Here is a 22687-nt window from a genome sequence, read left to right on the forward strand (position 1 = left end):
GACGTCAGGTGCTCCTTAGAAAGGAGGTGATCCAGCCGCACCTTCCGGTACGGCTACCTTGTTACGACTTAGTCCCAATCGCCAATCCCACCTTAGACAGCTCCTTCCCATACGGGTTAGGCCACTGGCTTCGGGTGTTACCGACTTTCGTGACTTGACGGGCGGTGTGTACAAGGCCCGGGAACGTATTCACCGCAGCGTTGCTGATCTGCGATTACTAGCGACTCCGACTTCATGAGGTCGAGTTGCAGACCTCAATCCGAACTGAGACCGGCTTTTTGGGATTCGCTCCACCTTACGGTATTGCAGCCCTTTGTACCGGCCATTGTAGCATGCGTGAAGCCCAAGACATAAGGGGCATGATGATTTGACGTCATCCCCACCTTCCTCCGAGTTGACCCCGGCAGTCTCCTATGAGTCCCCACCATTACGTGCTGGCAACATAGGACGAGGGTTGCGCTCGTTGCGGGACTTAACCCAACATCTCACGACACGAGCTGACGACAACCATGCACCACCTGTATACCCCGCCGAAGCACCCCCATCTCTGGGGGTAGAGGGTATATGTCAAGCCTTGGTAAGGTTCTTCGCGTTGCATCGAATTAATCCGCATGCTCCGCCGCTTGTGCGGGCCCCCGTCAATTCCTTTGAGTTTTAGCCTTGCGGCCGTACTCCCCAGGCGGGGCACTTAATGCGTTAGCTGCGACGCGGAACTCATGGAATGAGCCCCACATCTAGTGCCCACCGTTTACGGCGTGGACTACCAGGGTATCTAATCCTGTTCGCTCCCCACGCTTTCGCTCCTCAGCGTCAGTTGTGGCCCAGAGACCTGCCTTCGCCATCGGTGTTCCTCCTGATATCTGCGCATTCCACCGCTACACCAGGAATTCCAGTCTCCCCTACCACACTCTAGTCTGCCCGTACCCACTGCAGGCCCGAGGTTGAGCCTCGGGTTTTCACAGCAGACGCGACAAACCGCCTACGAGCTCTTTACGCCCAATAATTCCGGACAACGCTTGCGCCCTACGTATTACCGCGGCTGCTGGCACGTAGTTAGCCGGCGCTTCTTCTGCAGGTACCGTCACTTTCGCTTCTTCCCTGCTGAAAGGGGTTTACAACCCGAAGGCCTTCATCCCCCACGCGGCGTCGCTGCATCAGGCTTGCGCCCATTGTGCAATATTCCCCACTGCTGCCTCCCGTAGGAGTCTGGACCGTGTCTCAGTTCCAGTGTGGCCGGTCGCCCTCTCAGGCCGGCTACCCGTCGTCGCCTTGGTGAGCCACTACCTCACCAACAAGCTGATAGGCCGCGAGTCCATCCCAGACCGAAAAACTTTCCCAACGCATCCCATGCGGGAACGCTGCATATCCGGTATTAGCCCCGGTTTCCCGAGGTTATCCCAGAGTCTGGGGCAGGTTACTCACGTGTTACTCACCCGTTCGCCACTGATCACCCGAAGCAAGCTCCGAGGTCACCGTTCGACTTGCATGTGTTAAGCACGCCGCCAGCGTTCGTCCTGAGCCAGGATCAAACTCTCCGTAAATGATTGCTGTACACCCAACCAAACGGCCGGGATACATCAATACGAAGTACATCCCCACTCACGTGGAGACTAGTTAATCTCTGACATCGAACAAAATGTCACTGACATTTCATTTTCAACCAAAGGAATCCAAACACCAACCCCCTTACAAGAGGCTGATGCCGGAGTAATTTGGCATCGACATGTGGCACACTGTTGAGTTCTCAAGTTTCGGACGCGCACCGCCTCAATCCTCTTCAGGACCTCGCTCGGGGCAACCCTTCTAACTTACTCTCTTCGTTTCTCGCTGTCAAATCGGCTTTCGCGGCCTCATGACATCGATAAACTCGAAGAGTTCGTCGGTGATTCGCTGTGTGGTGCGGGACGCACGGGCTTCCGCCGCTTCCTACGAATCGAGTTGTGTTGCTCGGGCGTTTCCCGCGGGGCCTTGTTCAGTCCTCCGCCGGGCGCTTCCGTCGTTGGCAACAGGTGAAACATTAGAGGGCGGATGGCGCCATCGTCAAATCGCGTGAATCTCGGGCGTGTCGCGACCGTCTCTCCTGGTAGACCAGGGATCAGCGGCCGGCGCTCCCTCACGCCCTAGGACGCGAGGCGCGCAAGTCCCACAGACTTTTTTCCGCGCCTCATCACGATCCATCCCCCGCGAGGCCGTGTTCCGGGGCCAACGCAAGCTCGGCATCGTCCACCCGCACGTTGTTGACGTACGCGCCGCCCTCCTGGACCGCACGGCGTGCTGCGGACTTCGAGTCCACCACGCCCGACGCGACGAGTGCATCGACAACGGTCGCACCGGGCTCGAGCACCACTCCTCCCAACTCCTGGGCGCATCCCGCCAGGGTCGGCTCGTCGAGCGCAGCCAGCTCTCCGCGACCGAACAGCGCCTGCGAGGCGTCGATCGCCCCCTGGGCGGCCGCCTCCCCGTGCACGAGGCTCGTCACCTCCCAGGCGAGCGCGCGCTGCGCCTCGCGCCGGAACGGCTCCGCGGCCACCGCCGCCTCGAGCGCCTCGATCTCCTCGCGCGTGAGGAACGTGAAGATCTTGAGGAAGCGCACCACGTCGGCGTCGTCGGTGTTGATCCAGAACTGGTAGAAGGCGTACGGGCTCATCATGTCGGGGGCGAGCCACACCGCGCCGCCCTCCGTCTTGCCGAACTTCGTGCCATCGGCCTTGGTGATGAGTGGCGTGGTCATCGCGTGCACTGCGGTGCCCTCCGCCTTGCGAATGAGCTCGACGCCGGAGAGCAGGTTGCCCCACTGGTCGTTGCCGCCGGTCTGCAGGGAGACCCCGTGCCGGCGGTGCAGCTCGAGGTAGTCGTTGCCCTGGAGCACCTGGTAGCTGAACTCCGTGAAGCTGATGCCCTCCTCGCTCGCGAGGCGACGCGCGACGGTGTCCTTCGCGAGCATCGTCCCCAGCCGGAAGTGCTTGCCGACCTCGCGCAGGAAGTCGATCGCGGTCAGGTCACCCGTCCAGTCGAGGTTGTTCACCATGACCGCCGCGTTGTCGCCCTCGAAGTCGAGGAAGCGCGAGATCTGCGCCCGCAACCGCTCGACCCATTCCGCGACGGTGTCCTTGGTGTTGAGCACGCGCTCGCCGGACATGCGGGGGTCGCCGATCATTCCCGTCGCGCCGCCCACGAGTGGGTGGACCTTGTGGCCCGCGCGCTGGAGGTGGCGCAGCAGCACGAGCTGCACCAGGTGGCCGTGGTGCAGGCTCGGTGCGGTGGGGTCGAAGCCGCAGTACAGCGACAGTGGCCCCTGGTCGAGCGCCGCGCGCAGCTGCTCTTCACTGGTGGTCTGCGCGATCAGTCCGCGCCAGGCAAGCTCGTCGAGAATGTGCTCAGTCATGATGCGGACATTGTGCCAGCACGCACGCGGCGGGCCGAGCCAAGCGCGGCGGCCATGACCGCCACCGCGAGGGCGCCGCACGCGAGGGCAAGGACGGGGAAGCCCGCCGCCGACATCGCGAGGCTCCAGCCCACGCCGAGCAGCACGAGCCCGACCGCGGTGCCGACCACGCCTGACGGGTCGGCGAGGCCCGCCACCGCCCCAGCGGCGCCCAGCACCGCCCCCGCCAGCGCCGCCACCGGCCAGGGGCCCCACCGGTCGACAAGTGCACCCGCCACGGGGGACGGCAAGTACATGGCTGCGACGTCCGGGGCGATCACCAGCCCGATGATCGAGACCGCATGGCCGTGATGCGTCATGTGCACGGGCGTCATCGTCATCACCGCCACCATCACCGCCTGCCCCGCGACCATCACCACGATCCCCCAGCCGGCACAACGCCCCCACAGGGGGTCGACAGCGTCCGCGTCCGGCGCGTGCGCGTCGGTGCGGGGGGACGATGCCGCGCTCGCGCGAGCGTGTGTGCGTGCGGCCAGGAGGGGGCCGGGAGTGAGGAAGACCCACAGCACGACCGCGCACGCGGCGTACGCGACCGCCGCGAGCACGAAGGGGCCCCAAGAGCGCCGCCAGCCCCCATCCGGTCGCGAGGGATCCCGTCGCCCCCGCGGTGAGCGGACCGAGCACCGCGCCGGCCGCGGCGGTCGGACAGCCGTGCGATCGCGAGCGAGGCCGCTCACGCGCTGGCCCCTTTGCGCTCGAGTTCGCCCGTCGGCAGGACCCGAGCGTCGAAGCCCGCGTCGGCCAACAGGCGCGCGGCCTCGTGGGGCAAGGTGCACAGGCGACCTCGGCAGTAGAGCACCACCACGGCGTCGGGATCGAGCGTGGCGGCGGCCGACGCGATGCTCACGCCGTCGGGCAGGCGCGCGAACAGGGCCTCGCGGGCATCGGCCCGCACTCGCACGGCCGTGTCGATGACCGCGGTCACCAGCCGTGCGACGTCGGGGGCCGCCAGCGCGTAGCGGATGCTCGTACCCTCTCGCGTCGCGGTCACCAGGCCCGCGCCGCGCAGCACGTGCAGCTGAGCGGAGACGGTGGTGACCGATGCGCGCAGCACGGTGGCAAGGTCGGTCACGGTGTGCGGGCGTTGGGCGAGGCGCTCAAGCACCTCGAGGCGCGCAGGGTGGCCCACCGCCTTAGCGATCTCGGCCGCGATCGCGCGCGGATCGGGCGAGGGGGCGGCGGCGTCGAGGAGGCGGGGGCGGGGGCGGGGGTGGGAGTGGTCAGCGCTGCCATGACGCCACTATTCAATGAATCGCTCGAATAACGAAGTAGTGACGGACGATGCGGCGCTGGGCCGGGTCGCGCCGCACCGAGGACGATCAGTCGGGGATGTCAGCCGCGCCGTCGAGGCGGAAGTCCGCGGCGTCACGCGCCCCGGAGCGCTCGAGGTGGACCGCCTCGCTCTCCTGCCACCGCAGCCATTCCTCGCGCATCGCCTCGCCGTCGCGTGCGATCCCCCGCTCGAGCCGCGTCGCGGCGGGTGCGTCGACGTACAGGACGGCGGCCGCGGCGGCGCGCGCGCGAGCGAAGGCCACCCCGACCCCCTCGGCGATCACGAACGGTCGAGGCGCCACCGGGATGAGGTGCGTGCGTCGCCCCTCGTGCCAGTCCCACATGCGAAACCCGCCGGGTTCGCCGCGCCTGAGCGGACCCAGGACGCCGTCGGTCATCACCGCGGGCAACGCGCCGAGTCCGTCCCAGCCCTCGTACATGTCGTCCGCGTGGAGCACCGGCACGGTGGGCGCGGGCGCGGCAGGGTCGAAGGTGCCCGCCCCGCGCGACGGTTCGCCTCCAAGCGCCACCGCAATGCGATTCGCGAGGGTGGTCTTGCCCGCGCCCGCGGGCCCGTCGATGAGCACCAGCCGAGTGTCGCCCAGCCGCGCGGGGGCGGCACGCACGAACGCGACCATCGCGCTCACACTGGGGCTCGGCATCGGCCCAGGATACGGTGGCATCATGCACCCTTCGAGCGCGAAGATCATGGACATCCTTGAGACGCACGGACTGCACTCGCAGGTGCGCACGCTCACCGATTCGACCCGCACCGCGGCGGAGGCCGCGGCGGCACTCGGCTGCGAGGTGGGGGCGATCGCGTCGAGCCTGGTCTTCCTCGCGGACGGCGAACCCATCCTGGTCCTCACCAGCGGCTCACACCGCGTGGACACCGACCTCCTTGCGCGACAGATCGGCGCCGCCGCGATCACGCGTGCCGATGCGGCGCGGGTGCGCGAGGCGACCGGTCAGCCGATCGGCGGGGTCGCGCCCTTGGGCCATCCCTCCCCCGTGACCACCTACATCGACGTCGAGCTTAAGAAGCACGGCGAGTTGTGGGCTGCGGCAGGCACGCCTCACTCGGTCTTCGAGATCTCGTACGACGACCTTCGCTCTCTCACGGGCGCCACCGAGGTCACGGTCGAGGAGAACTGACGTCACCCACGTTGCCGCAGACCACGCGGCGGGCTCAGAAGCCGAGAGGATCCGCGCCCGCCTCGCGAGCGACCGCACCGATCCCGTCGACAGTGACTCCTGTGGCGTCCTCCCCGAGCTCGGCCGAGGCTGGCGCAGCGGGCAGGTCTTCACGTGGTGCGGTCACCAGATCGCCCGCCGCAATCTCAAGCACGCACAGGGTCGACAAGGTGGCGCAGCGATACGGCGTGGGGCCGCCTTCAACGACGTCGCCATGCTGGGCGTCCTCGCGCAAGGAGAACACGTACGGCCCCTCGGGGAACTCGAGTTCCGCCGGGTCGACAGGCTGGCCGCCTTCGGAGTTGTCGTAGAGATGCTCGAAGCGGACCTCAACCTGTTCGCCGCCGCCCACGGGCGAGACGACAAGCACGATGTCCTCGCTGAAGATCGCGGTATCGCCGGGACCTGCCGCCTCCGACCACACGCCGGTGTCGCGAACAAACGCCTGCTCGATCGTGCCGTGAACCACAACCTCGCTGATATCGAAGAGATCGGAGAGGCTGTCGATCGGCGTGGACTCGCTCCACCCCATCGGCACGGGCACCTGGCTCCATCCCCCGGCAGACGTTGCCGAGCAACCTGACACCGCAATGGTGGCGATCAGGAGCACCGCCACGCGCGGACGCGCACACCACGACCCACCAGACCTGACCCCACCCACAGGGATCACCCCGCGGACGATGCCCACGGGCGGAAGTGGCGCACGCGCGCCCGCGCCGCCTTACCCTGCTCGATCACGCGCACGGGAGCGGTGCCGCCCACCCCGGAGCGCGCCGCGAGCGAGCCCTCGACCGTGAGCACCTCAAGCACACCGGGGGTGAGATCCGGGTGGATGGCGGACATCTCCTCGGAGGTGAGCTCATGGAGCTCCTTGCCGCGCTTCTCGCACAGGCGCACGCAGGCGCCCGCGACCTCGTGGGCCTCGCGGAACGGCGTGCCGTTCTTCACCATCCACTCGGCGATGTCGGTCGCGAGCGAGAATCCGGCCGGGGCGAGCTCGGCGAGCCGCTCGACGCGGAACCGGAGCGTGCGCACCATGCCGGTGAAGGCCGGCAGCACCGTCTCGAGGGTGTCGACCGCGTCGAAGGCCGGCTCGTGGACCTCCTGGATGTCACGGTTGTACGCGAGCGGCAGCCCCTTGAGCGTCGCGAGCACACCGGTCAGGTCACCGATGAGCCGCCCGGCCTTGCCGCGCGCGAGCTCGGCGATGTCGGGGTTCTTCTTCTGAGGCATGATGCTCGAGCCCGTCGAGTACGAGTCGTCGAGAGCGACAAAGCCGAACTCGACGGTCGACCACGCGATGATCTCCTCGGAGATGCGCGACAGGTTGACGCCGATCATCGCGGACACCCACGCAAACTCCGCGACCACGTCGCGCGAGGCGGTCGCGTCGATCGAGTTCTCGGTGGGACCCAGGAATCCCAGCTCGGCCGCGACGGCCGCGGGGTCGAGGCCCAGCGTGTTGCCGGCGAGCGCGCCAGCGCCATAGGGCGAGAACGCGGCGCGCGCGTCCCAGTCGGTGAGGCGCTCGACGTCGCGCAGCAGCGGCCATGCGTGAGCCATCAGCGCGTGGCCCAGCGTGACGGGCTGCGCGTGCTGGAAGTGCGTGCGCCCCGGCATCGGAGCGTCGAGGTGAGCGTCCGCCTGCCCCAGCAGCGCGTCGACCAGGTCGAGCACCTGCGAGGCGATCAGGCGCGCGTGGCGGCGCAGGTACATGCGCGGGAGCGTCGCGATCTGGTCGTTACGTGAGCGGCCGGCCCGCAGCTTGCCGCCCAGCTCGGGGCCTAGCCGGTCCACGAGCACGCGCTCGAGAGCGCCGTGCACGTCCTCGTCCGCCTCGGAGGGCAGCAGCGTGCCCGCCGCGACGTCCTCGCGCATGCGACCGAGCTCGGCGACCATCGTCGCGGTCTCGGCCGCGGTCAGCAGGCCCGCCCGCTCGAGGGCGTGCGCGTGCGCGATCGACCCAGCCAGGTCATCGTCCGCATAGCGCCAATCGAAGTGCGTGGACTTCGACAGCCGCGCGAGCGCCGCGTCCGGGCCGCCCTCGAAGCGTGCCCCCCACAGCGCGCCCTCATTGGTCCCCTGCTCGCCAGCCATGGTGTTCTCCCTTGTAGACAGCGCTCGGGCCGCGCATCGCGCGGCCCGAGCGGATACCAAAACGACCCTACGCCAGGCGAGCCTCGCGCGCCGCCGCCTGCTTCGCGGCGAGGCCGTAGATCTCGATGAAGCCGCGTGCGGCGGACTGGTCGAACGTGTCGCCCTCGTCGTAGGTCGCGAGGTTGAAGTCGTACAGACCCGTGTCGGAGCGGCGGCCCGTGACAACGGCCTTGCCGCCGTGGAGGACGATGCGGATGTCGCCGTTCACGTGACGCTGGGTGTCCTCGATGAAGGCGTCGAGCGAGCCCTTGAGCGGCGCGTTCCACATGCCGTCGTAGACCAGCTCGGTCCACTCGTGGCTCACGCGGCGCTTGTAGCGCGCGAGCTCGCGCTCGAGGGTGACGTTCTCGAGCTCCTTGTGGGCCTCGATCAGCGCGATCGCGCCGGGTGCCTCGTAGATCTCGCGGCTCTTGATGCCCACCAGGCGGTCCTCGACGATGTCGATACGGCCGATTCCCTGTGCCCCGGCGCGGCGGTTCATCTCCTCGATCGCCTGCAGCGGGGTGACGGACTGGCCGTCGATCGCGACGGGAATGCCGCGCTCGAACGTGATGACCACCTCGTCGGGCACCGGCGGGAAGGCGGGGTCGTCGGTGTAGTCGTAGATGTCCTTGGTGGGCGCGTTCCAGATGTCCTCGAGGAAGCCCGTCTCGACCGCGCGCCCCCACACGTTCTGGTCGATCGAGAACGGGTTCTTCTTGGTGGTCGCGATCGGCAGCTGGTTGCGCTCGGCGTAGTCGATCGCCTTGTCGCGCGTGAGGGCCAGGTCGCGCACCGGGGCGATGCACTTGAGGTCGGGGGCCATCGACACGATGCCCACCTCGAAGCGCACCTGGTCGTTGCCCTTGCCGGTGCAGCCATGCGCCATGGTCGACGCGCCGAACTGACGGGCCGCCTTGACGATGTGCTTGACGATCACGGGCCGCGACAGCGCCGAGACCAGCGGGTACTTGTCGTGGTAGAGCGCATTCGCCTTGAGGGCGGGCATGCAGTACTCCTCCGCGAACTCGTCGCGGGCGTCGGCCACGTAGGCCTCGACCGCGCCGCAGTCGAGGGCGCGCTGGCGAATCACCTCGAGGTCCTCGCCGCCCTGGCCCACGTCGACCGCGACGGCGATGACCTCGGCGCCGGTCGCCTCCGCGATCCAGCCGATGGCGACGGAGGTGTCGAGGCCTCCCGAGTAGGCCAGCACGATGCGCTCTGACATGTTCGTTCTCTTTCTGACGTGGGTGAGGGGATCTAGTGGTGAAGACCGCTCGCGCGGTCCAGAAACTTCGTGGCGAGGCGCTCTCCGCCAAGGGGGTCGGCCGCGATCACCAGGATGGTGTCGTCGCCCGCGACGGTGCCCAACAGGTCGGGATCGTCGTGCGAGTCGATCGCCATCGCGAGGAACTGCGCGGCACCCTCGGGCGTGCGCAGGACCGTGAGGTTCGCGCTGCCCGCCGCCGAGTGCAGAAGCTCGGCACACAGCCGGTTGAGGCGCGCGCCGGTGTCCTCGATCGACTCGAGCAGCGCCTGCGTCGCGTACGTGAGCTTGCCGTCGACCCCGCGCACCTTGATGGCGCCGATCTCGACAAGGTCGCGCGACAGTGTGGCCTGGGTGGCGTGCAGGCCCTCGCGCTCCAGCAGCGCCGCGAGCTGGTTCTGCGACTCGACGGACTCCGTCTCGATGAGGTGGCGCACCAGGGCCTGGCGCGCCGCCTTCGTGTGAGGGACGGAGTGCGCGCTCATCGCGAGGCCAGCCACGTGAGCAGCGCCTTCTGTGCATGGAGCCGGTATTCGGCCTCGAGCCACACGATCGACCGGGGACCGTCGAGCACGTCCGCCGTGATCTCCTTGCCGCGATACGCGGGCAGGCAATGCAGCACCTGGGCGCCGGGGTTCGCGAGCTCGAGCGTGCGCGCGTTGACCTGATAGCCGGAGAACACGCCCGCGCGCGCCTCGTACTGGTCCTCGTCGCCCATCGACACCCACGTGTCCGTCGCGATGATGTCCGAGCCGGCCACGGCATCGTCGTGATCCGTGGTGACCGTCACCGAGCCGCCATGCTCCGCGGCGAGGCGCTTGGCGTCGAGCACGATCGACTCGTCGGGCATGTAGTCGGCCGGCGCCCCCACCCGCACGTGCATCCCGGCGAGCGCGCCGCCCAGGAGGTACGAGTGGGCCATGTTGTTCGCGCCGTCGCCCACGTAGGTGAGCGTGAGGCCAGCAAGCGCGTCGACGCCCCCGCGGGCGTCGGCGACCGCCGCGAGGTCGGCAAGGATCTGGCACGGGTGGAACGAGTCCGTGAGGGCGTTGACCACGGGCACCGAGGAGTGCGCGGCCATCTCCTCGATCAGCTCCTGACCGAAGGTGCGCCACACGATCGCGCTCACCATGCGCTCGAGCACGCGTGCCGTGTCCGCGACGGACTCTCCGCGGCCCAGCTGCGACGAGGCGGAGTCAATGACGAGCGGGTAGCCGCCCAGCTCGGCGATCCCGGTCGAGAAGGAGACCCGCGTGCGCGTCGAGGGCTTGTCGAAGATCACCGCGACCGCGCGCGGTCCCGCAAAGGGCTGCTCGAGATGGCGGTCCTTGCGGAACGCGAGCGCGAGCTCGAGGATCTCGCGCTGCTCCGCCGCCGTGATGTCGTCGTCGCGCAGGAAGTGACGCGTGGGCGTGGTGGTCATGAGGCCTCCAGGACGATGCGGGAGCCGGGTCCGGCCATCCATGCCAGGAAGGTGTCGGCCTCGGCGACGGAGAGCGTGAGGGCGGGCACGAGCCGGATGGTGTCGGGAGACGGCGGGTTGATGATGAAGCCAGCGTCGACGGCGGCCTTCGCGAGGGCCGCGCTCGCGGGGGCGGCCAGGCCGATGCCCAGCATGAGCCCCTCGCCCCGCACCTCGACCACTCCTGACACCTCGGCGAGGGCGGTGCGCAGATGCTCGCCCACGGCCTTCGCGTTGCCCAGCAGGTCCTCCGCCTCGATCGCGTCGAGGGTCGCGTTCGCGGCCGCCGCGGCGAGCGGGTTGCCGCCGAACGTGGTGCCGTGATCGCCCTTGGTGAGCAGCGACCCTGCGCGCTCGCCGAAGGCGACGACGGCGCCGATCGGGAAGCCGCCTCCCAGTCCCTTCGCGAGCGTCATGACATCGGGGCGGATCCCGTAGAGCTGGTGGGCGAACCACGCGCCCGTGCGGGCCACACCCGTCTGGACCTCGTCCAGGATCAGCAGCGCGTCCCGCTGCAGCGTGACCTCGCGGGCCGCGGCCAGGAACGCGTGCGACAGGGGGCGCACGCCCGACTCGCCCTGGATGGGCTCGAGGATCACTCCCGCCAGGTCATCCCCGGCTGCCACCGCTGCGGCCCGCAACGCGTCCTCGTCGTCGCGAGGCACGAAGACCACGCGCTCGAGCAACGGTGCGAACGGCGCACGGATCGCCTCCTTGGACGTCATCGACAACGCGCCCATCGAGCGGCCGTGAAAGCCACCCTCGAGGGCGATCACGGTCGACTTGCCGGTGCGACGCGTCATCTTGAAGGCGGCCTCGTTGGCCTCCGTGCCGCTGTTGCACAGGAACACGCGCGAACCGGAGGGCGCGTGCGAGAGCTCGAGGAGTCGCTCGGCGAGACGGATCTGCGGCTCGGTCGCGAAGAAGTTCGAGGCGTGCGCAAGCGTCGCGGCCTGCTGGGCGATCGCGGCCACCCAGGCGGGGTGCGCGTGGCCAAGAGCGTTGACGGCGATGCCGCCCAGCAGGTCGAGGTAGCGGTTGCCGTCCGCGTCCCATACCCAGCTGCCCTCGCCGCGCACGAGCACGCGCATCGGCTCCCCGTACGTGCCCATCAGCGCGTGCGAGTAGCGCTGCAGGTCGACCCGGCCGCGCTCGAGGCCCGCCTCGCCGTGCGCCCCAGGCGTCGCGTCGCCGCTCATACCCAGATCTCCTTGTCCTGGACCACCATGGTTCCCGAGCCTGCGGACGTGAAGATCTCCGCGAGAATCGAGTGCGGCTCGCGACCGTCGATCACGTGCGCCTGCGGCACGCCGCCACGCACCGCCCGCAGGCACGCCTCCATCTTGGGCTTCATGCCCGACTCGAGGGTCGGCAGCAGCTGATCGAGCTGAGCCGCGCTCAACTGGCTGATGAGCGAGCCGCGGTCGGGCCAGTTGGCGTAGAGGCCCTCGACGTCGGTGAGCACAATCAACTTGCGCGCGCGCAGCGCGATCGCGATCGCCGCCGCGGCGGTATCCGCGTTGACGTTGAGCACCGTGGTCGGGTCGTCGACGTCGGGAGCCACGGTGCTCACGACGGGGATGCGACCCGCCTCGATGATGTCCTTGACGGCGCCGGGGTTGACCTTGACGACGTCGCCGACGAGGCCCACGTCGACGGGGTCGCCGTCGACCATCGCGTGGCGACGCTTGGCCTGCAGCATGCCGGCGTCCTCGCCCGACAGCCCGACCGCGTACGGACCGTGATCGTTGATGAGACCCACGAGTTCGCGCGAGACCTGGCCCGTGAGGACCATGCGGACCACGTCCATCGCCTCGGGGGTCGTGACGCGCAGGCCGCCGCGGAACTCCGACTCGATGCCGAGCTTGCCCAGCATGTCCGAGATCTGCGGGCCGCCGCCGTGCACCACGACCGGGTAGAGGCCCAGGAGGCGCAGGTGGACGATGTCCTGCGCGAACGCGCGCTTGAGCGTCCCGTCGATCATGGCGTTGCCGCCGTACTTGATGACGATGGTCGCGCCGCGGAACTGCTCGATCCACGGCATCGCGTCGATGAGGACGCTGACCTTCTGCTGCGGGGACAGGTCCGCCGGGTGGATCTCGACGGCCGAGGTGTCGGTGGTGGGGTTCGTGTCGCTCATGAGGAGTACGCGCTGTTCTCGTGGACGTAGTCGTGGGTGAGGTCGTTGGTCCACACGGTCGCCTGCGCGTCCCCCGCGTGGAGGTCGAGCGTGATGAGCACCTCGCGCCCGGACAGGTCGACCAGTTCGCGGGGCTCGCCGACTCCCGACGCGCGGCACACCTGGACGCCGTTGACCGTCACGTCGAGCGTCGTGGGGTCGAACGGCGCGACGTCCTCGGGCACCGTCCCCGCGGCGGAGATGATGCGGCCCCAGTTGGGGTCGTTGCCAAAGATGGCGGCCTTGAAGAGGTTCGAGCGCGTGATGGCCCGCGCGACGGCCTCGGCGGCGGCCTCCGTGGTGGCCCCCGCGACGGTCACGGCGATGTCGTGGCTCGCGCCCTCGGCGTCCGCGACCAGCCCCCGTGCGAGCGTCGCGCACACGTCGGTGAGGGCATCCTCGAACTCCCCTGGCGCGGGGACGATGCCGGTGGCTCCCGAGGCGAGGAGCAGCACCGTGTCGTTGGTGGACATGCAGCCGTCGGAGTCGACGCGATCGAACGTGGAACGCGTGGCGGCGGCCAATGCCGCGCGGGCGCGCGCGGGATCGACGCTCGCGTCCGTGGTGATGACGCACAGCATCGTGGCCAACCCCGGCGCGAGCATGCCCGCACCCTTGGCCATGCCGCCCACGGTCCAGCCCGATCGCGTGGCGACGGCGGTCTTGGGGACGGTGTCCGTGGTCATGATGGCGAGCGCAGCCTGGTCGCCGTGGGCGCCCAAACCAGCCACGGCATCGTCCACTCCCGACAGCAGCCTGTCCATCGGAAGGCGCACGCCGATCAGTCCCGTCGAACACACCGCGACGTCGCCGGAGGAGACGTCGCGCCCCGCAGCCACGAGGGAGTCGGCCACGCGTTCGGCGGTGTGGTGCGTATCGGCAAAGCCCTCGGGCCCCGTCGCGGCATTCGCGCCACCGGAGTTGAGGACCACCGCGTCCACGCGGCCGTCCGCGACCACCTGGCGCGACCAGACCACGGGCGCGGCGACCACGCGATTGCTCGTGAAGACGCCCACGCCGGTGTACTCGGGGCCCTCGTTGACCACGAGCGCGACGTCGAGCGCGCCGGTCGACTTGAGCCCCGCGGCGACGCCCGCCGCCACGAATCCTTGCGCTGCCGTGACGCTCATGGGGCGAGTCCAATCGTGGTGAGGCCGGTGGTCTCCGGCAGGCCGAGTGCGAGGTTCATGGATTGCAGCGCGGCACCCGCGGTGCCCTTGACGAGGTTGTCGATCGCGCACACGATCACGACTCGGCCGGCGCGGCCGTCGACCGCCACCTGCATGAGCGCGGTGTTGGCGCCCAGCGTCGCTGCGGTCGTGGGCCACTGCCCCTCGGGCAGGACGTGCACGAAGGGCTCGTCGGCGTAGGCGGCCTCCCATGCGGGCCGGACGGCCTCGACGTTGACGCCGGCCGCGAGCGGCGCGGTCACCGTCGCGAGGATGCCACGCGCCATGGGGACGAGCGTCGGGGTGAAGCTGATGCGCACGCCCTGGGCACCCGCGGACTCGAGGTTCTGCACGATCTCGGGGATGTGACGGTGGGAGCCGCCGACGGCGTAGGGAACCGCGGCGCCGAGCGCCTCCGAGGCGAGCAGGTGAGGGGCGAGCTTCTTGCCCGCACCCGAATAGCCGTTGGCGAGCACCGCGACGATGTCGGTGGGATCGACGACCCCAGCGGCGACCCCGGGCTGAAGCGCGAGCGTCACCGCCGTGACATTGCAGCCTGGCACCGCGACGCGGCGGGCACCCGCGAGCGCGTCGCGCTGGTGACCCGCGGCGGTGATGAGCTCGGGCATGCCGTACGGCCACGTGCCCGCGTGCTCGCCGCCGTAGTAGGACGACCACGCCTGCGCGCTCGCGAGCCGGTGGTCGGCACCGCAGTCGAGCACGAGCGTGTCGGGCGGAAGTTGCGCCGCGATGTCTCCCGAGGCGCCATGGGGCAGGGCCAGCACCACGACATCGTGCCCCGCGAGGTTCTCCGCGGTGGTGTCGACGAGCACGCGGTCGGCCAGCGTGCGCAGGTGGGGCTGGTGGACTCCCAGCAGGTCTCCCGCGCTGGAGTGCGCCGTGAGCGCGCCGAATTCGACGTCGGGGTGCGCGGAGAACACGCGCAACACCTCACCACCCACATACCCGGAGGCGCCGGAGACCGCGACACTGATGCTCATATGCATAACCATACATGAGCTTGCATGGAGCATCGTCGCACCACGTACGATGCACCCTGTGAGAGCGATCGAGGTGGCGCGGACGGGCGGACCCGAGGTGCTCGAGATGGTCGAACGAGACCGCCCCGTGGCGCGTCCGGGACACGTCGTGGTGCGCGTCGAGACCGCCGGCGTCAACTTCATCGACACGTACGAGCGGTCCGGCGCATATTCGCTCGCGCTGCCCTTCGTTCCAGGCAAGGAGGGTGCGGGCGAGATCGTCGAGGTCGGCGAGGGCGTCGACGGCTTTGTCGAGGGCGAGGGAGTCGCTTGGGCCTTCACTCCCGGTTCGTATGCCGAGTACGTCGAGGTGCCGGTGACCGACCTCTACGCGGTTCCCGAGGACGTCGAACTCGACATGGCGGCCGCCGCGATGCTCCAGGGACTCACTGCGCACTTCCTGGTGACCTCCGCCTACACCGTCATGCCGGGCGACACCGTGCTGGTCCATGCGGCCGCGGGCGGAGTCGGGTTGCTGCTCACGCAGCTGGCCGTCGCCCGGGGCGCGACCGTCATCGGGACGGTCGGCTCGGAGGACAAGGCGCGCATCGCGCTCCAGGCCGGCCTCAGCCACGTCCTGCGCTACGACCTCATGGACGATCTCGCCCACGACCTGCCCGCCGCGGTCCGTTCCCTCGCGCCCGACGGCGTCGACGCGGCGTATGACGGCGTGGGGCGCACCACGTTCGACGGCTCGCTCGCCTCGGTGCGCAGGCGCGGCAGCCTCGTGCTGTTCGGGGCGGCGTCGGGGCCCGTGCCCCCGGTCGACCCGCAGCGTCTCAACGTGGCCGGCTCGATCACGCTCAGCCGACCCTCGCTGCGCGACTTCATCGCCACTGCGGAGGAGCGCGAATGGCGCTCGAGCGACATCTTCCACGGGATCCTGCTCGGCGACCTCAGCGTGAGGATCGATCGCGGCTACTCGCTCGACGAGGCCGCCGACGCGCATCGTGCACTCGAGGGCCGGCGCACGAGCGGGAAGCTGCTGCTGCATCCCTGACACGCGGCCGTGTCCTGGTCGACACGCGTTCGTGACATCGACCCGGCACAATATTGCGCATGCAGACCCTGAGGCTCCGTGTGATGCGACCGACCGATCTTGAGGCGGTCGCGGCCCTCAACGCGGGCGCCTCCCCCGCCGTCAATCTCCTCGATGCCGCGGAGCTCGCCGACCTCTACGAGATGTGCGACGTGGCGCTGGTCGCGACCAACCACGACCGCGAGCTCATCGCCTTCCTGCTCAGCCTGGGGATGGGCCAGCCGTACGGCTCGGAGAACTACCGCTGGTTCGAGGACCGCGGCGTGCGTCATCAGTACATCGACAGGATCGTGGTCGCCCCGAGCGCCAAGGGATCGGGCGTGGGTCGGGCCCTCTACGAGTCGGTGTTCGAGCGTGCCCGCGAGCGCGGCGCGAACGAGGTCACCACCGAGGTCCAGCTCGACCCGCCCAACCCGGGCTCCGTGACCTTCCACGAGCACCTGGGATTCCAGCGCGTCGCGGAGCAGCACACCCGCGGCGGCACCGTCCACGTGGCCCTGCTCGCGCGATCCGTGTACTGAGGAGCGTGCGCGGACTGCCCGCGCCGCGTCTCCGCGCGCGCTACGGCGAGGAGGGAGCGGCGGTGGCGGCGGCATCGGCCACCGGCGTGCGCTGGTCGACGTGGCGTCGTAGCGCATACGCGAGCACCCGCTCCTCGGCCGCATAGCGGCGCGCCGTGAGCCTCACGAGCTCGCGCACCTCGGTCGAGTCGAGGTGATCGCCCGCGCCGCCCAGGAGCGAGCGGACGAATCCCACGACGTCCGCGCCGGGGCGAATCGTGGCATGGGCCATGAACCCGATCGACTCCCACGTGCCCGGACCGAGACCGCGCACCGCGAGCAACAGGTTTGCCACGGAGGCCTCGCGCTCGCGCACCGCGTCCTGGAAGTCCTTGGCGGTGCGAATGCCGGTGCCCACCAGCAGCCGGGCGGCCTCGTGGATGACGTCGGCGCGCCGGCGCGGGACGCCGAGCACGGTCGAGTCTCCCCAGCGCTCCCCGATGACGGCACGCAGGTCCACCGGCTCGATCGCGACCAGATCCGCGAGATCGTCGAGCATGCTTCCCGCGCGGCGCCTCATGACGGTGTCCGCGATGTCGGCGACCGCGGCGGCCGGCAGCTGAGCCGCGAAGACGCCAGTGATGAGGGCGAGTTCGCTCTGAGACGGGAAACCCCACGGGGCGGCATCTCTCCAGCCGTCCGGCAGGATCCCGGTGAGCGCCGCCCTCAGCTCCGGCACCAGGTTCTCCACCACATGCTCAACCTACTCCCGCCGAGTGGCGGCGGCTACCACTCGCAGCGGAGCATCGTCATAGGCTCGGGACATGCGCATCCTCGTCATCGGCGGCACCGGCCTCATCTCCTCCGCGCTCGTCGCGCACGCGGCTCGCGACGGCCACGACGTCACCGTGGTGACGCGAGGCCACTCGACCCTGGCCCCGCTTCCGTCTGGCGTGCATTCCCTGCGCGCCGACGCGACCGACGCCCCCGCCCTGCGCACGGCGCTGCACGGCCTGCGTCTGCGCCGCGAGCGCTTCGATGCCGTCGTGCAGTTCATCGCGTTCACGCCGGAGCACGTCGCGGCGGACGTGGAGACCTTCGCCTCCCTGACGGACCAGTACGTGTTGGTCGCCACCTCGGCCTCGTACGCGACGTTCGACCGCTTCTACCCGCTCACCGAAGACACCCCTCAGGAGAACCTCTTCTGGGAGTACGCACGACTCAAGGCGCAGTGCGAGCGGGTGTTGCGCGACCGCGCGGACGCCGCGGGCCTGGGTTGGACCGTGGTACGCCCGGCGCACACGTACGGCGCCTCGAAGATTCCTGGCTACACCGGCAACTCGTCGCACCCGTGGACCCTCGTCGCACGCATGCGCCGCGGCGCGGACATCGTCATCCCAGGGGACGGCACGTCGCTGTGGACGCTCACGCACGCACGGGACGTGGCCTCGGGGATGCTGGGGCTCCTCGGCAACCCGGCCGCTCTCGGCGAGGCGGTGCACATCACGTCCGACGAGGCCCTGACGTGGATGGGCATCCACGCGCACATCGCACGTGCCGCGGGGCTCACCGCGGAGCAGTTCGCAGCCCAATGCGTGCACGTGCCCTCGGAGGCGCTGATCGCGGCACGCCCGCGCGAAGAGGGCTCGATCCGCGGCGACAAGATGCACGCCGCGGTGTACGACACCTCGAAGCTCCGCCGCCTGGTCCCCGGCTGGACGCCGACGACCTCCTTCGCGGAGGGGATCGCCGAGTCGATCGCGTGGTTCGAGGCGGACCCCGCCCGCCAGCAGATCAACCAGGACGCCGATGCGATGCTCGACGCGATCGCGGCGATCTATCGCGACGCGCTGGACCGCGTGCGCGCCGAGGTCACGCCGGGCCTCGAGCAGTCCGCGGCGCGATAGCCATGCCTCCGGCACCCGGACGAGACCCCGAGGTCGCGTTTCCGCTCGCGATCGCGGCGGTCGTGTTGGGGGTCGTGGGACTCACCGTGCCATTGCTCGCATGGGTTGCGCTGGGGCTCAGCGTGATCGCCTACCTCCTCAACATGCCTCACGCGCCCACGCGCACACTGGCGATCGTGGGCGCGGTGCTGGGTCTCGTGGGCGTCTCGCAGTCGCTCATCGGCTGAGGCGGACCGGGCCCTAGGTAGCGGGCCGGGCGTGGCGTGCGGGCGTAGTGTCGAGACGGACGAAGGGAGCACCCATGCACGCGATCGCCGCGTTCGCCGGCCTGCCGATCGAGAGCCACGACGCGCTCGTCGATGTCGAGTTGCCGATGCCCGACCACGGGCCGCGCGACCTGCTCATCCGGGTCGAGGCGGTGTCCGTCAACCCCGTCGACGTCAAGGTGCGCGTCAACCGCTCCACCCCGGACCGCGCGCGCGTGCTGGGCTACGACGGCGCCGGGGTGGTCGAGGCCGTCGGCGCCGAGGTCGAGGGCTTCGCCCCCGGTGACGAGGTGTGGTGGGCGGGCGACCTCAAGCGCGCGGGATCGAACGCCGAGTTCCAGGCGGTCGACCACCGCATCGTCGCCCACAAGCCCACGACGTGGACGTTCGCGCAGGCGGCCGCGCTGCCCCTCACCGCGCTGACCGCGCTTGAGACCTTCGGCGACCACCTGCGGCTCGACGCGACCAGCACGGGAACCCTGCTGATGGTGGGCGGCGCGGGCGGCGTCGGTTCCATCGCGATCCAGCTCGCGAAGGCGACCACGGACGTGCGAGTGCTGGCGACGGCGTCGCGCGAGGCCTCCTCCACCTGGGTGCGGGAGATGGGGGCCGATGCCGTGGTGGACCACCGCGACCTGGTCGCCGGGGTGCTGGCGGAGGCCCCCGAGGGGGTCGAATACGTGTTCTCGGCCTACACACCGGGCAACATCGCGTCGTACGCGAAGATTGGCACCCCCTTCGGCCACGTCGTGGTGATCGACGACGGCGCCGAGGACATCGCGCCGCTCAAGTCGAAGTCGATGTCGCTGCACTGGGAGTTCATGTTCACCCGGGCGTTCCACCAGGCGAAGGACATGCACCGCCAGGGCGAGATGCTCGCGCAGGTCGCACACCTCGCCGACCGCGGCGAGATCCGCTCCACCGCGACCGAGTTTCTCGACGGATTCACGGCGGCCTCGCTGCGCGAGGCCCACCGTCGTGTCGAGTCGACCTCCGTGATCGGCAAGGTGGTGGTCCACCGCTAGCAACCTCGGCGTCGCGCGTCTGGCCGTCAGTGCGAGAGGATGCCGCGGTAGATCGCGAGGTCTTCGTCCGAGAACACGCAGAACACCACGGACTCCACGTCGGGCGCGGTCGCGAGCGCTCGTCGCACCGCATGCACCGCGATCGCCGCCGCCTGGTCCTGCGGGTAGCCGAAGATCCCCGTGGAGATGGACGGGAAGGCGACCGAACGGCACCCGTGCTCCTGCGCGAGCACCACCGCCGCGGTGTAGCAGCCCGCGAGGGCCTCGGCCTCGCCCTGGTCTCCCCCGTGCCAGACGGGCCCCACCGCATGAATCACGTGGCGCGCGGGAAGGCGGTGTCCGCCGGTGATGCGCGCCTGCCCAGTGGGGCAGCCACGCAGCGCGGCACACTCCTCGAGCAGTCCCGGACCCGCGGCACGGTGAATCGCGCCGTCGACGCCGCCGCCTCCGAGGAGCGACGAGTTCGCCGCGTTGACGATCGCGTCGACCGCGACCCTGGTGATGTCCGCCCGTCGCACCGAGAGCACCGCCGTCATCGCCGTCTCCTCTCCCTGTCCTCACCCTAGGGCGACACCGGGAACATCGGCCGCTCGCCGAGGGTTGGGTCGACATGACCTGGACGAGCGACAGCATTCCCGACCTCACCGGCCGCGTCGCCGTGGTCACCGGAGCCAACGGCGGGCTGGGCCTGGCGTGCACTACCGCGCTCGCACGGAGGGGCGCCCACGTGGTGATGGCGGCGCGCTCCCCTCCAAGACGGCCGATGCCACGGCCGCGGTCCTCTCGCAGGTGCCGGGCGCCTCGCTCGAGAGCGTCCCGCTCGATCTCGCCTCTCAAGAGGCGGCGCGCGCGGCGGGCGACCTCATTGCCGGCCGGCACTCGCGCATCGACATCGTCATCGCCAACGCGGGCGTCATGGCACTGCCCCAGGGCCGCACCCCCGATGGCTTCGAGACCCAGCTCGCGGTCAACCACCTCGGCCACTGGACCCTGCTCGCGCGGCTCATGCCGGGCATCGTCGCCGCGCCCGCGGCACGCATCGTCACCACCACGTCGATCGCGCGACTTGTCGGCGCTCCCGTCGACCCCGCCGACCCCCACCTCGACGAGGGCTACGAGGACTGGGCCGCATACGGACGCTCGAAGCTCGCGGCCCTCCATCTCGCGATCGGGCTCGACCGCGCACTGCGGGCCGCGGGCCTGCCCGCACGTGCCCTCGCGGCGCATCCCGGAATCTCCCACACTGACCTTCAGAAGCGCACCGTGCGCGAGGGCGGCGGTGGGACCCAGGGACCGTTCTGGGAGCGCTATGCCGAGCGCAGGGGCATGAGCCCCGAGCGCGGCGCGCTGTCGCAGTTGCGCGCCGCGACGGACCCACGCGCGCGCGGCGGCTCGCTCTACGGCCCCCGGTGGGCGCTTGCCGGGGATCCCGTCCGCCGGTTGCTCGTGCGCGAGCGCGGCCGGTCTCTCGACCGTGCGATCGCGCGCCTGTGGAGCGTCTCGGAGTCGCTGACCGGGGAGACGCTCGACCCCTCGCCACAGCACCAACGGGCATAATCTCGGGCAAAGGGGATTGTCTGGCGGTCCTTGTCGGTTGTCGCACGTGTGGGATGCGCCGCTCCCGCCGCCTTCCCCGGCGCACGGGGTCGAGGAGGACAGCATGACGCGGGACCAGTTGACGTTCGACAATCCCAAGGAGCGCTACGCGGACCTGCGCGGCGAGGCCCAGGAGCAGCCATTCCCCGGCCTCGACAGGGATCTCACGCCGAGCGCGGACCACGGGGAGCTCTCGTATCGCGGCACGGGGCGCCTCGAGGGGCGCAAGGCGCTCGTGACGGGCGCGGACTCGGGAATCGGCGCCGCCGTGGCGATCGCCTTCGCGCGCGAGGGCGCCGACGTCGCGCTGTCGTATCTGCCCGAGGAGCAGGTGGACGCCCAACGGATCGCTCGCCTCATCGAGGATGCGGGCCGCCACGCGGTGCTGTTGCCCGGCGACATCCGCGATCACGAGTTCTGCACGTCGCTGGTCTCGGACGCCGTGCAGCAGCTGGACGGCCTCGACATCCTGGTCAACAATGCGGGACACCAGGTCTACGAGACCGACTTCGAGAACCTTGAGCCCGAGCAACTCGAGCGCACCCTCACGACCAACATCTCCGCGATGTTCTGGATCACGCAGGCGGCGCTTCCGCACCTCCCGGCGGGCTCGGCCATCATCAACACGACCTCGGTCCAGGCGTACAAGCCGTCTCCGATCCTGGTCGACTACGCCTCGACCAAGGCCGCGATCAACGCGTACACCAAGGCGCTCGCGCAGCAACTCGCCTCGCGCGGGATCCGCGTCAACGCGGTGGCCCCCGGCCCCATCTGGACGCCGCTGCAGGTCACCGAGGGGCAGCCGCCCGAGAAGCTCGACGGCTTCGGTGAGAACACCGCGCTGGGCCGCATGGGACAACCGGTCGAGTGTGCCCCTGCCTACGTGTTCCTCGCCTCGCCCGAGTCGAGCTACGTGGTGGGCGAGACCATCAACGTCAACGGCGGGCTGCCCACGCCCTAGCCTCGCTCGCACCGCTACGCGCAACGTCGTATGGCTCACGCGCACTGGGCGAGAGAGACTGCAGCCGGCGGGGCCGTTCCCCCGCCGGCTGGGGACGCCATGGACGCCACGCACCTGCGGGGGCAGCCGCCGCGACCATTGTCGGCGTGCTCCTGGCCGGCTGCGGCGGCGCGGCCTCGCCCGCCTCCCCCACCCCCACCGCACTCGCGACGGGTGCGGGAGGATCCGC

General features: G+C 69.9%; 23 protein-coding genes and 1 rRNA gene. 8 read left to right on the forward strand and 16 right to left on the reverse strand.

Annotated features, from left to right (window positions below):
- Window positions 1-19 precede the first annotated feature (19 nt).
- The 5 genes from QUE44_RS05080 to QUE44_RS05100 form a co-directional block, all read right to left on the reverse strand.
- Window positions 20-1541 (reverse strand): 16S ribosomal RNA (locus QUE44_RS05080).
- Window positions 1542-2167: 626 nt separating this feature from the next.
- Window positions 2168-3385, reverse strand: a complete 1218-nt coding sequence (tyrS, locus tag QUE44_RS05085; RefSeq protein WP_350226898.1) for a tyrosine--tRNA ligase — start codon at window positions 3383-3385, stop codon at window positions 2168-2170.
- Window positions 3382-3990 (reverse strand): MFS transporter, encoded by a 609-nt coding sequence (locus QUE44_RS05090; RefSeq protein WP_286216232.1) that lies wholly within the window; start codon window positions 3988-3990, stop codon window positions 3382-3384. Before QUE44_RS05090 ends, tyrS begins: the two co-directional genes overlap by 4 nt.
- Before the next feature lie 128 nt (window positions 3991-4118).
- A complete protein-coding gene (locus QUE44_RS05095) occupies window positions 4119-4598 on the reverse strand; it encodes a metalloregulator ArsR/SmtB family transcription factor (protein WP_350226922.1) in 480 nt (159 codons plus the stop codon).
- A 166-nt stretch (window positions 4599-4764) separates the two neighbouring features.
- Complete coding sequence (locus QUE44_RS05100; RefSeq protein ID WP_286216233.1) at window positions 4765-5379, reverse strand: uridine kinase family protein; 615 nt, start codon at window positions 5377-5379, stop codon at window positions 4765-4767.
- Between the two features lie 22 nt (window positions 5380-5401).
- On the opposite strand from QUE44_RS05100, the gene QUE44_RS05105 reads away from it, so the two are divergent.
- A complete protein-coding gene (locus QUE44_RS05105; protein ID WP_286216234.1) occupies window positions 5402-5872 on the forward strand; it encodes a YbaK/EbsC family protein in 471 nt (156 codons plus the stop codon).
- Between the two features lie 34 nt (window positions 5873-5906).
- On the opposite strand, the gene QUE44_RS05110 is transcribed toward QUE44_RS05105, so the two are convergent.
- The 9 genes from QUE44_RS05110 to argC form a co-directional block, all read right to left on the reverse strand.
- Window positions 5907-6527 carry a hypothetical protein gene (locus tag QUE44_RS05110; protein WP_286216235.1) on the reverse strand — a complete coding sequence of 207 codons (621 nt, stop codon included), beginning with the start codon at window positions 6525-6527 and terminating at the stop codon, window positions 5907-5909.
- A 50-nt stretch (window positions 6528-6577) separates the two neighbouring features.
- On the reverse strand, window positions 6578-8008 hold the full coding sequence (gene argH, locus QUE44_RS05115) for an argininosuccinate lyase (protein ID WP_286216236.1): 1431 nt from the start codon (window positions 8006-8008) through the stop codon (window positions 6578-6580).
- Between the two features lie 67 nt (window positions 8009-8075).
- Entirely contained in the window at window positions 8076-9275 is a 1200-nt protein-coding gene (locus tag QUE44_RS05120) for an argininosuccinate synthase (RefSeq protein ID WP_286216237.1), read from the reverse strand.
- A gap of 32 nt (window positions 9276-9307) precedes the next feature.
- Window positions 9308-9799, reverse strand: a complete 492-nt coding sequence (gene argR / locus QUE44_RS05125; protein WP_286216681.1) for an arginine repressor — start codon at window positions 9797-9799, stop codon at window positions 9308-9310.
- On the reverse strand, window positions 9796-10737 hold the full coding sequence (gene argF / locus QUE44_RS05130; RefSeq protein ID WP_286216238.1) for an ornithine carbamoyltransferase: 942 nt from the start codon (window positions 10735-10737) through the stop codon (window positions 9796-9798). Before argF ends, argR begins: the two co-directional genes overlap by 4 nt.
- A complete protein-coding gene (locus tag QUE44_RS05135; protein ID WP_286216240.1) occupies window positions 10734-11975 on the reverse strand; it encodes an acetylornithine transaminase in 1242 nt (413 codons plus the stop codon). The genes argF and QUE44_RS05135 overlap by 4 nt, the downstream gene beginning before the upstream one ends.
- Complete coding sequence (argB, locus tag QUE44_RS05140; protein WP_286216241.1) at window positions 11972-12916, reverse strand: acetylglutamate kinase; 945 nt, start codon at window positions 12914-12916, stop codon at window positions 11972-11974. The genes QUE44_RS05135 and argB overlap by 4 nt, the downstream gene beginning before the upstream one ends.
- On the reverse strand, window positions 12913-14085 hold the full coding sequence (gene argJ / locus QUE44_RS05145) for a bifunctional glutamate N-acetyltransferase/amino-acid acetyltransferase ArgJ (protein WP_286216242.1): 1173 nt from the start codon (window positions 14083-14085) through the stop codon (window positions 12913-12915). Before argJ ends, argB begins: the two co-directional genes overlap by 4 nt.
- Window positions 14082-15131 carry an N-acetyl-gamma-glutamyl-phosphate reductase gene (argC, locus tag QUE44_RS05150; protein ID WP_286216244.1) on the reverse strand — a complete coding sequence of 350 codons (1050 nt, stop codon included), beginning with the start codon at window positions 15129-15131 and terminating at the stop codon, window positions 14082-14084. The genes argJ and argC overlap by 4 nt, the downstream gene beginning before the upstream one ends.
- Window positions 15132-15174: 43 nt before the next feature.
- Between argC and QUE44_RS05155 the strand changes: the two genes are divergently transcribed.
- Together QUE44_RS05155 and QUE44_RS05160 are read left to right on the forward strand one after the other, a co-directional pair.
- Window positions 15175-16164 (forward strand): quinone oxidoreductase family protein, encoded by a 990-nt coding sequence (locus QUE44_RS05155; protein ID WP_345380355.1) that lies wholly within the window; start codon window positions 15175-15177, stop codon window positions 16162-16164.
- Between the two features lie 59 nt (window positions 16165-16223).
- Window positions 16224-16724 carry a GNAT family N-acetyltransferase gene (locus QUE44_RS05160; protein WP_286216246.1) on the forward strand — a complete coding sequence of 167 codons (501 nt, stop codon included), beginning with the start codon at window positions 16224-16226 and terminating at the stop codon, window positions 16722-16724.
- A gap of 40 nt (window positions 16725-16764) precedes the next feature.
- On the opposite strand, the gene QUE44_RS05165 is transcribed toward QUE44_RS05160, so the two are convergent.
- A complete protein-coding gene (locus QUE44_RS05165) occupies window positions 16765-17457 on the reverse strand; it encodes a DUF8548 family protein (protein WP_286216248.1) in 693 nt (230 codons plus the stop codon).
- 70 nt (window positions 17458-17527) lie between these two features.
- Here QUE44_RS05165 and QUE44_RS05170 point away from each other — a divergent pair, with 70 nt between their 5' ends.
- The 3 genes from QUE44_RS05170 (at window position 17528) to QUE44_RS05180 (ending at window position 19901) form a co-directional block, all read left to right on the forward strand.
- Window positions 17528-18610, forward strand: coding sequence for an NAD-dependent epimerase/dehydratase family protein (locus QUE44_RS05170; RefSeq protein ID WP_286216249.1), 1083 nt, complete (start codon window positions 17528-17530; stop codon window positions 18608-18610).
- Window positions 18611-18612: 2 nt separating this feature from the next.
- The gene (locus QUE44_RS05175) at window positions 18613-18837 is read left to right on the forward strand and encodes a hypothetical protein (RefSeq protein ID WP_286216250.1); all 225 of its coding nucleotides are present in this window, start codon (window positions 18613-18615) and stop codon (window positions 18835-18837) included.
- Window positions 18838-18911: 74 nt separating this feature from the next.
- Window positions 18912-19901 carry a zinc-binding alcohol dehydrogenase family protein gene (locus QUE44_RS05180; RefSeq protein ID WP_286216251.1) on the forward strand — a complete coding sequence of 330 codons (990 nt, stop codon included), beginning with the start codon at window positions 18912-18914 and terminating at the stop codon, window positions 19899-19901.
- Window positions 19902-19927: 26 nt separating this feature from the next.
- Here QUE44_RS05180 and QUE44_RS05185 read toward each other — a convergent pair whose 3' ends face one another.
- Window positions 19928-20437 (reverse strand): O-acetyl-ADP-ribose deacetylase, encoded by a 510-nt coding sequence (locus tag QUE44_RS05185; protein WP_286216252.1) that lies wholly within the window; start codon window positions 20435-20437, stop codon window positions 19928-19930.
- Window positions 20438-20594: 157 nt separating this feature from the next.
- Here QUE44_RS05185 and QUE44_RS05190 point away from each other — a divergent pair, with 157 nt between their 5' ends.
- Both QUE44_RS05190 and QUE44_RS05195 read left to right on the forward strand, forming a co-directional pair.
- Complete coding sequence (locus QUE44_RS05190; RefSeq protein ID WP_286216253.1) at window positions 20595-21458, forward strand: SDR family NAD(P)-dependent oxidoreductase; 864 nt, start codon at window positions 20595-20597, stop codon at window positions 21456-21458.
- Window positions 21459-21561: 103 nt separating this feature from the next.
- The gene (locus QUE44_RS05195) at window positions 21562-22458 is read left to right on the forward strand and encodes an SDR family oxidoreductase (RefSeq protein WP_286216254.1); all 897 of its coding nucleotides are present in this window, start codon (window positions 21562-21564) and stop codon (window positions 22456-22458) included.
- Window positions 22459-22687 lie beyond the last annotated feature (229 nt).

Source organism: Demequina sediminis (assembly GCF_030296675.1).
In the GTDB taxonomy this organism is placed as follows: Bacteria; Actinomycetota; Actinomycetes; order Actinomycetales; family Demequinaceae; genus Demequina; species Demequina sediminis.

Bases quoted from the DNA above. Each gene is read 5' to 3' on its own strand.
- tyrS (WP_350226898.1), bottom strand. From the start codon at position 3,385: ATGACTGAGCACATTCTCGACGAGCTTGCCTGGCGCGGACTGATCGCG.
- QUE44_RS05100 (WP_286216233.1), bottom strand. From the start codon at position 5,379: ATGCCGAGCCCCAGTGTGAGCGCGATGGTCGCGTTCGTGCGTGCCGCC.
- QUE44_RS05105 (WP_286216234.1), top strand. From the start codon at position 5,402: ATGCACCCTTCGAGCGCGAAGATCATGGACATCCTTGAGACGCACGGA.
- argH (WP_286216236.1), bottom strand. From the start codon at position 8,008: ATGGCTGGCGAGCAGGGGACCAATGAGGGCGCGCTGTGGGGGGCACGC.
- QUE44_RS05120 (WP_286216237.1), bottom strand. From the start codon at position 9,275: ATGTCAGAGCGCATCGTGCTGGCCTACTCGGGAGGCCTCGACACCTCC.
- argR (WP_286216681.1), bottom strand. From the start codon at position 9,799: ATGAGCGCGCACTCCGTCCCTCACACGAAGGCGGCGCGCCAGGCCCTG.
- argF (WP_286216238.1), bottom strand. From the start codon at position 10,737: ATGACCACCACGCCCACGCGTCACTTCCTGCGCGACGACGACATCACG.
- QUE44_RS05135 (WP_286216240.1), bottom strand. From the start codon at position 11,975: ATGAGCGGCGACGCGACGCCTGGGGCGCACGGCGAGGCGGGCCTCGAG.
- argB (WP_286216241.1), bottom strand. From the start codon at position 12,916: ATGAGCGACACGAACCCCACCACCGACACCTCGGCCGTCGAGATCCAC.
- argJ (WP_286216242.1), bottom strand. From the start codon at position 14,085: ATGAGCGTCACGGCAGCGCAAGGATTCGTGGCGGCGGGCGTCGCCGCG.
- argC (WP_286216244.1), bottom strand. From the start codon at position 15,131: ATGCATATGAGCATCAGTGTCGCGGTCTCCGGCGCCTCCGGGTATGTG.
- QUE44_RS05155 (WP_345380355.1), top strand. From the start codon at position 15,175: ATGCACCCTGTGAGAGCGATCGAGGTGGCGCGGACGGGCGGACCCGAG.
- QUE44_RS05160 (WP_286216246.1), top strand. From the start codon at position 16,224: ATGCAGACCCTGAGGCTCCGTGTGATGCGACCGACCGATCTTGAGGCG.
- QUE44_RS05170 (WP_286216249.1), top strand. From the start codon at position 17,528: ATGCGCATCCTCGTCATCGGCGGCACCGGCCTCATCTCCTCCGCGCTC.
- QUE44_RS05175 (WP_286216250.1), top strand. From the start codon at position 18,613: ATGCCTCCGGCACCCGGACGAGACCCCGAGGTCGCGTTTCCGCTCGCG.
- QUE44_RS05180 (WP_286216251.1), top strand. From the start codon at position 18,912: ATGCACGCGATCGCCGCGTTCGCCGGCCTGCCGATCGAGAGCCACGAC.
- QUE44_RS05185 (WP_286216252.1), bottom strand. From the start codon at position 20,437: ATGACGGCGGTGCTCTCGGTGCGACGGGCGGACATCACCAGGGTCGCG.
- QUE44_RS05195 (WP_286216254.1), top strand. From the start codon at position 21,562: ATGACGCGGGACCAGTTGACGTTCGACAATCCCAAGGAGCGCTACGCG.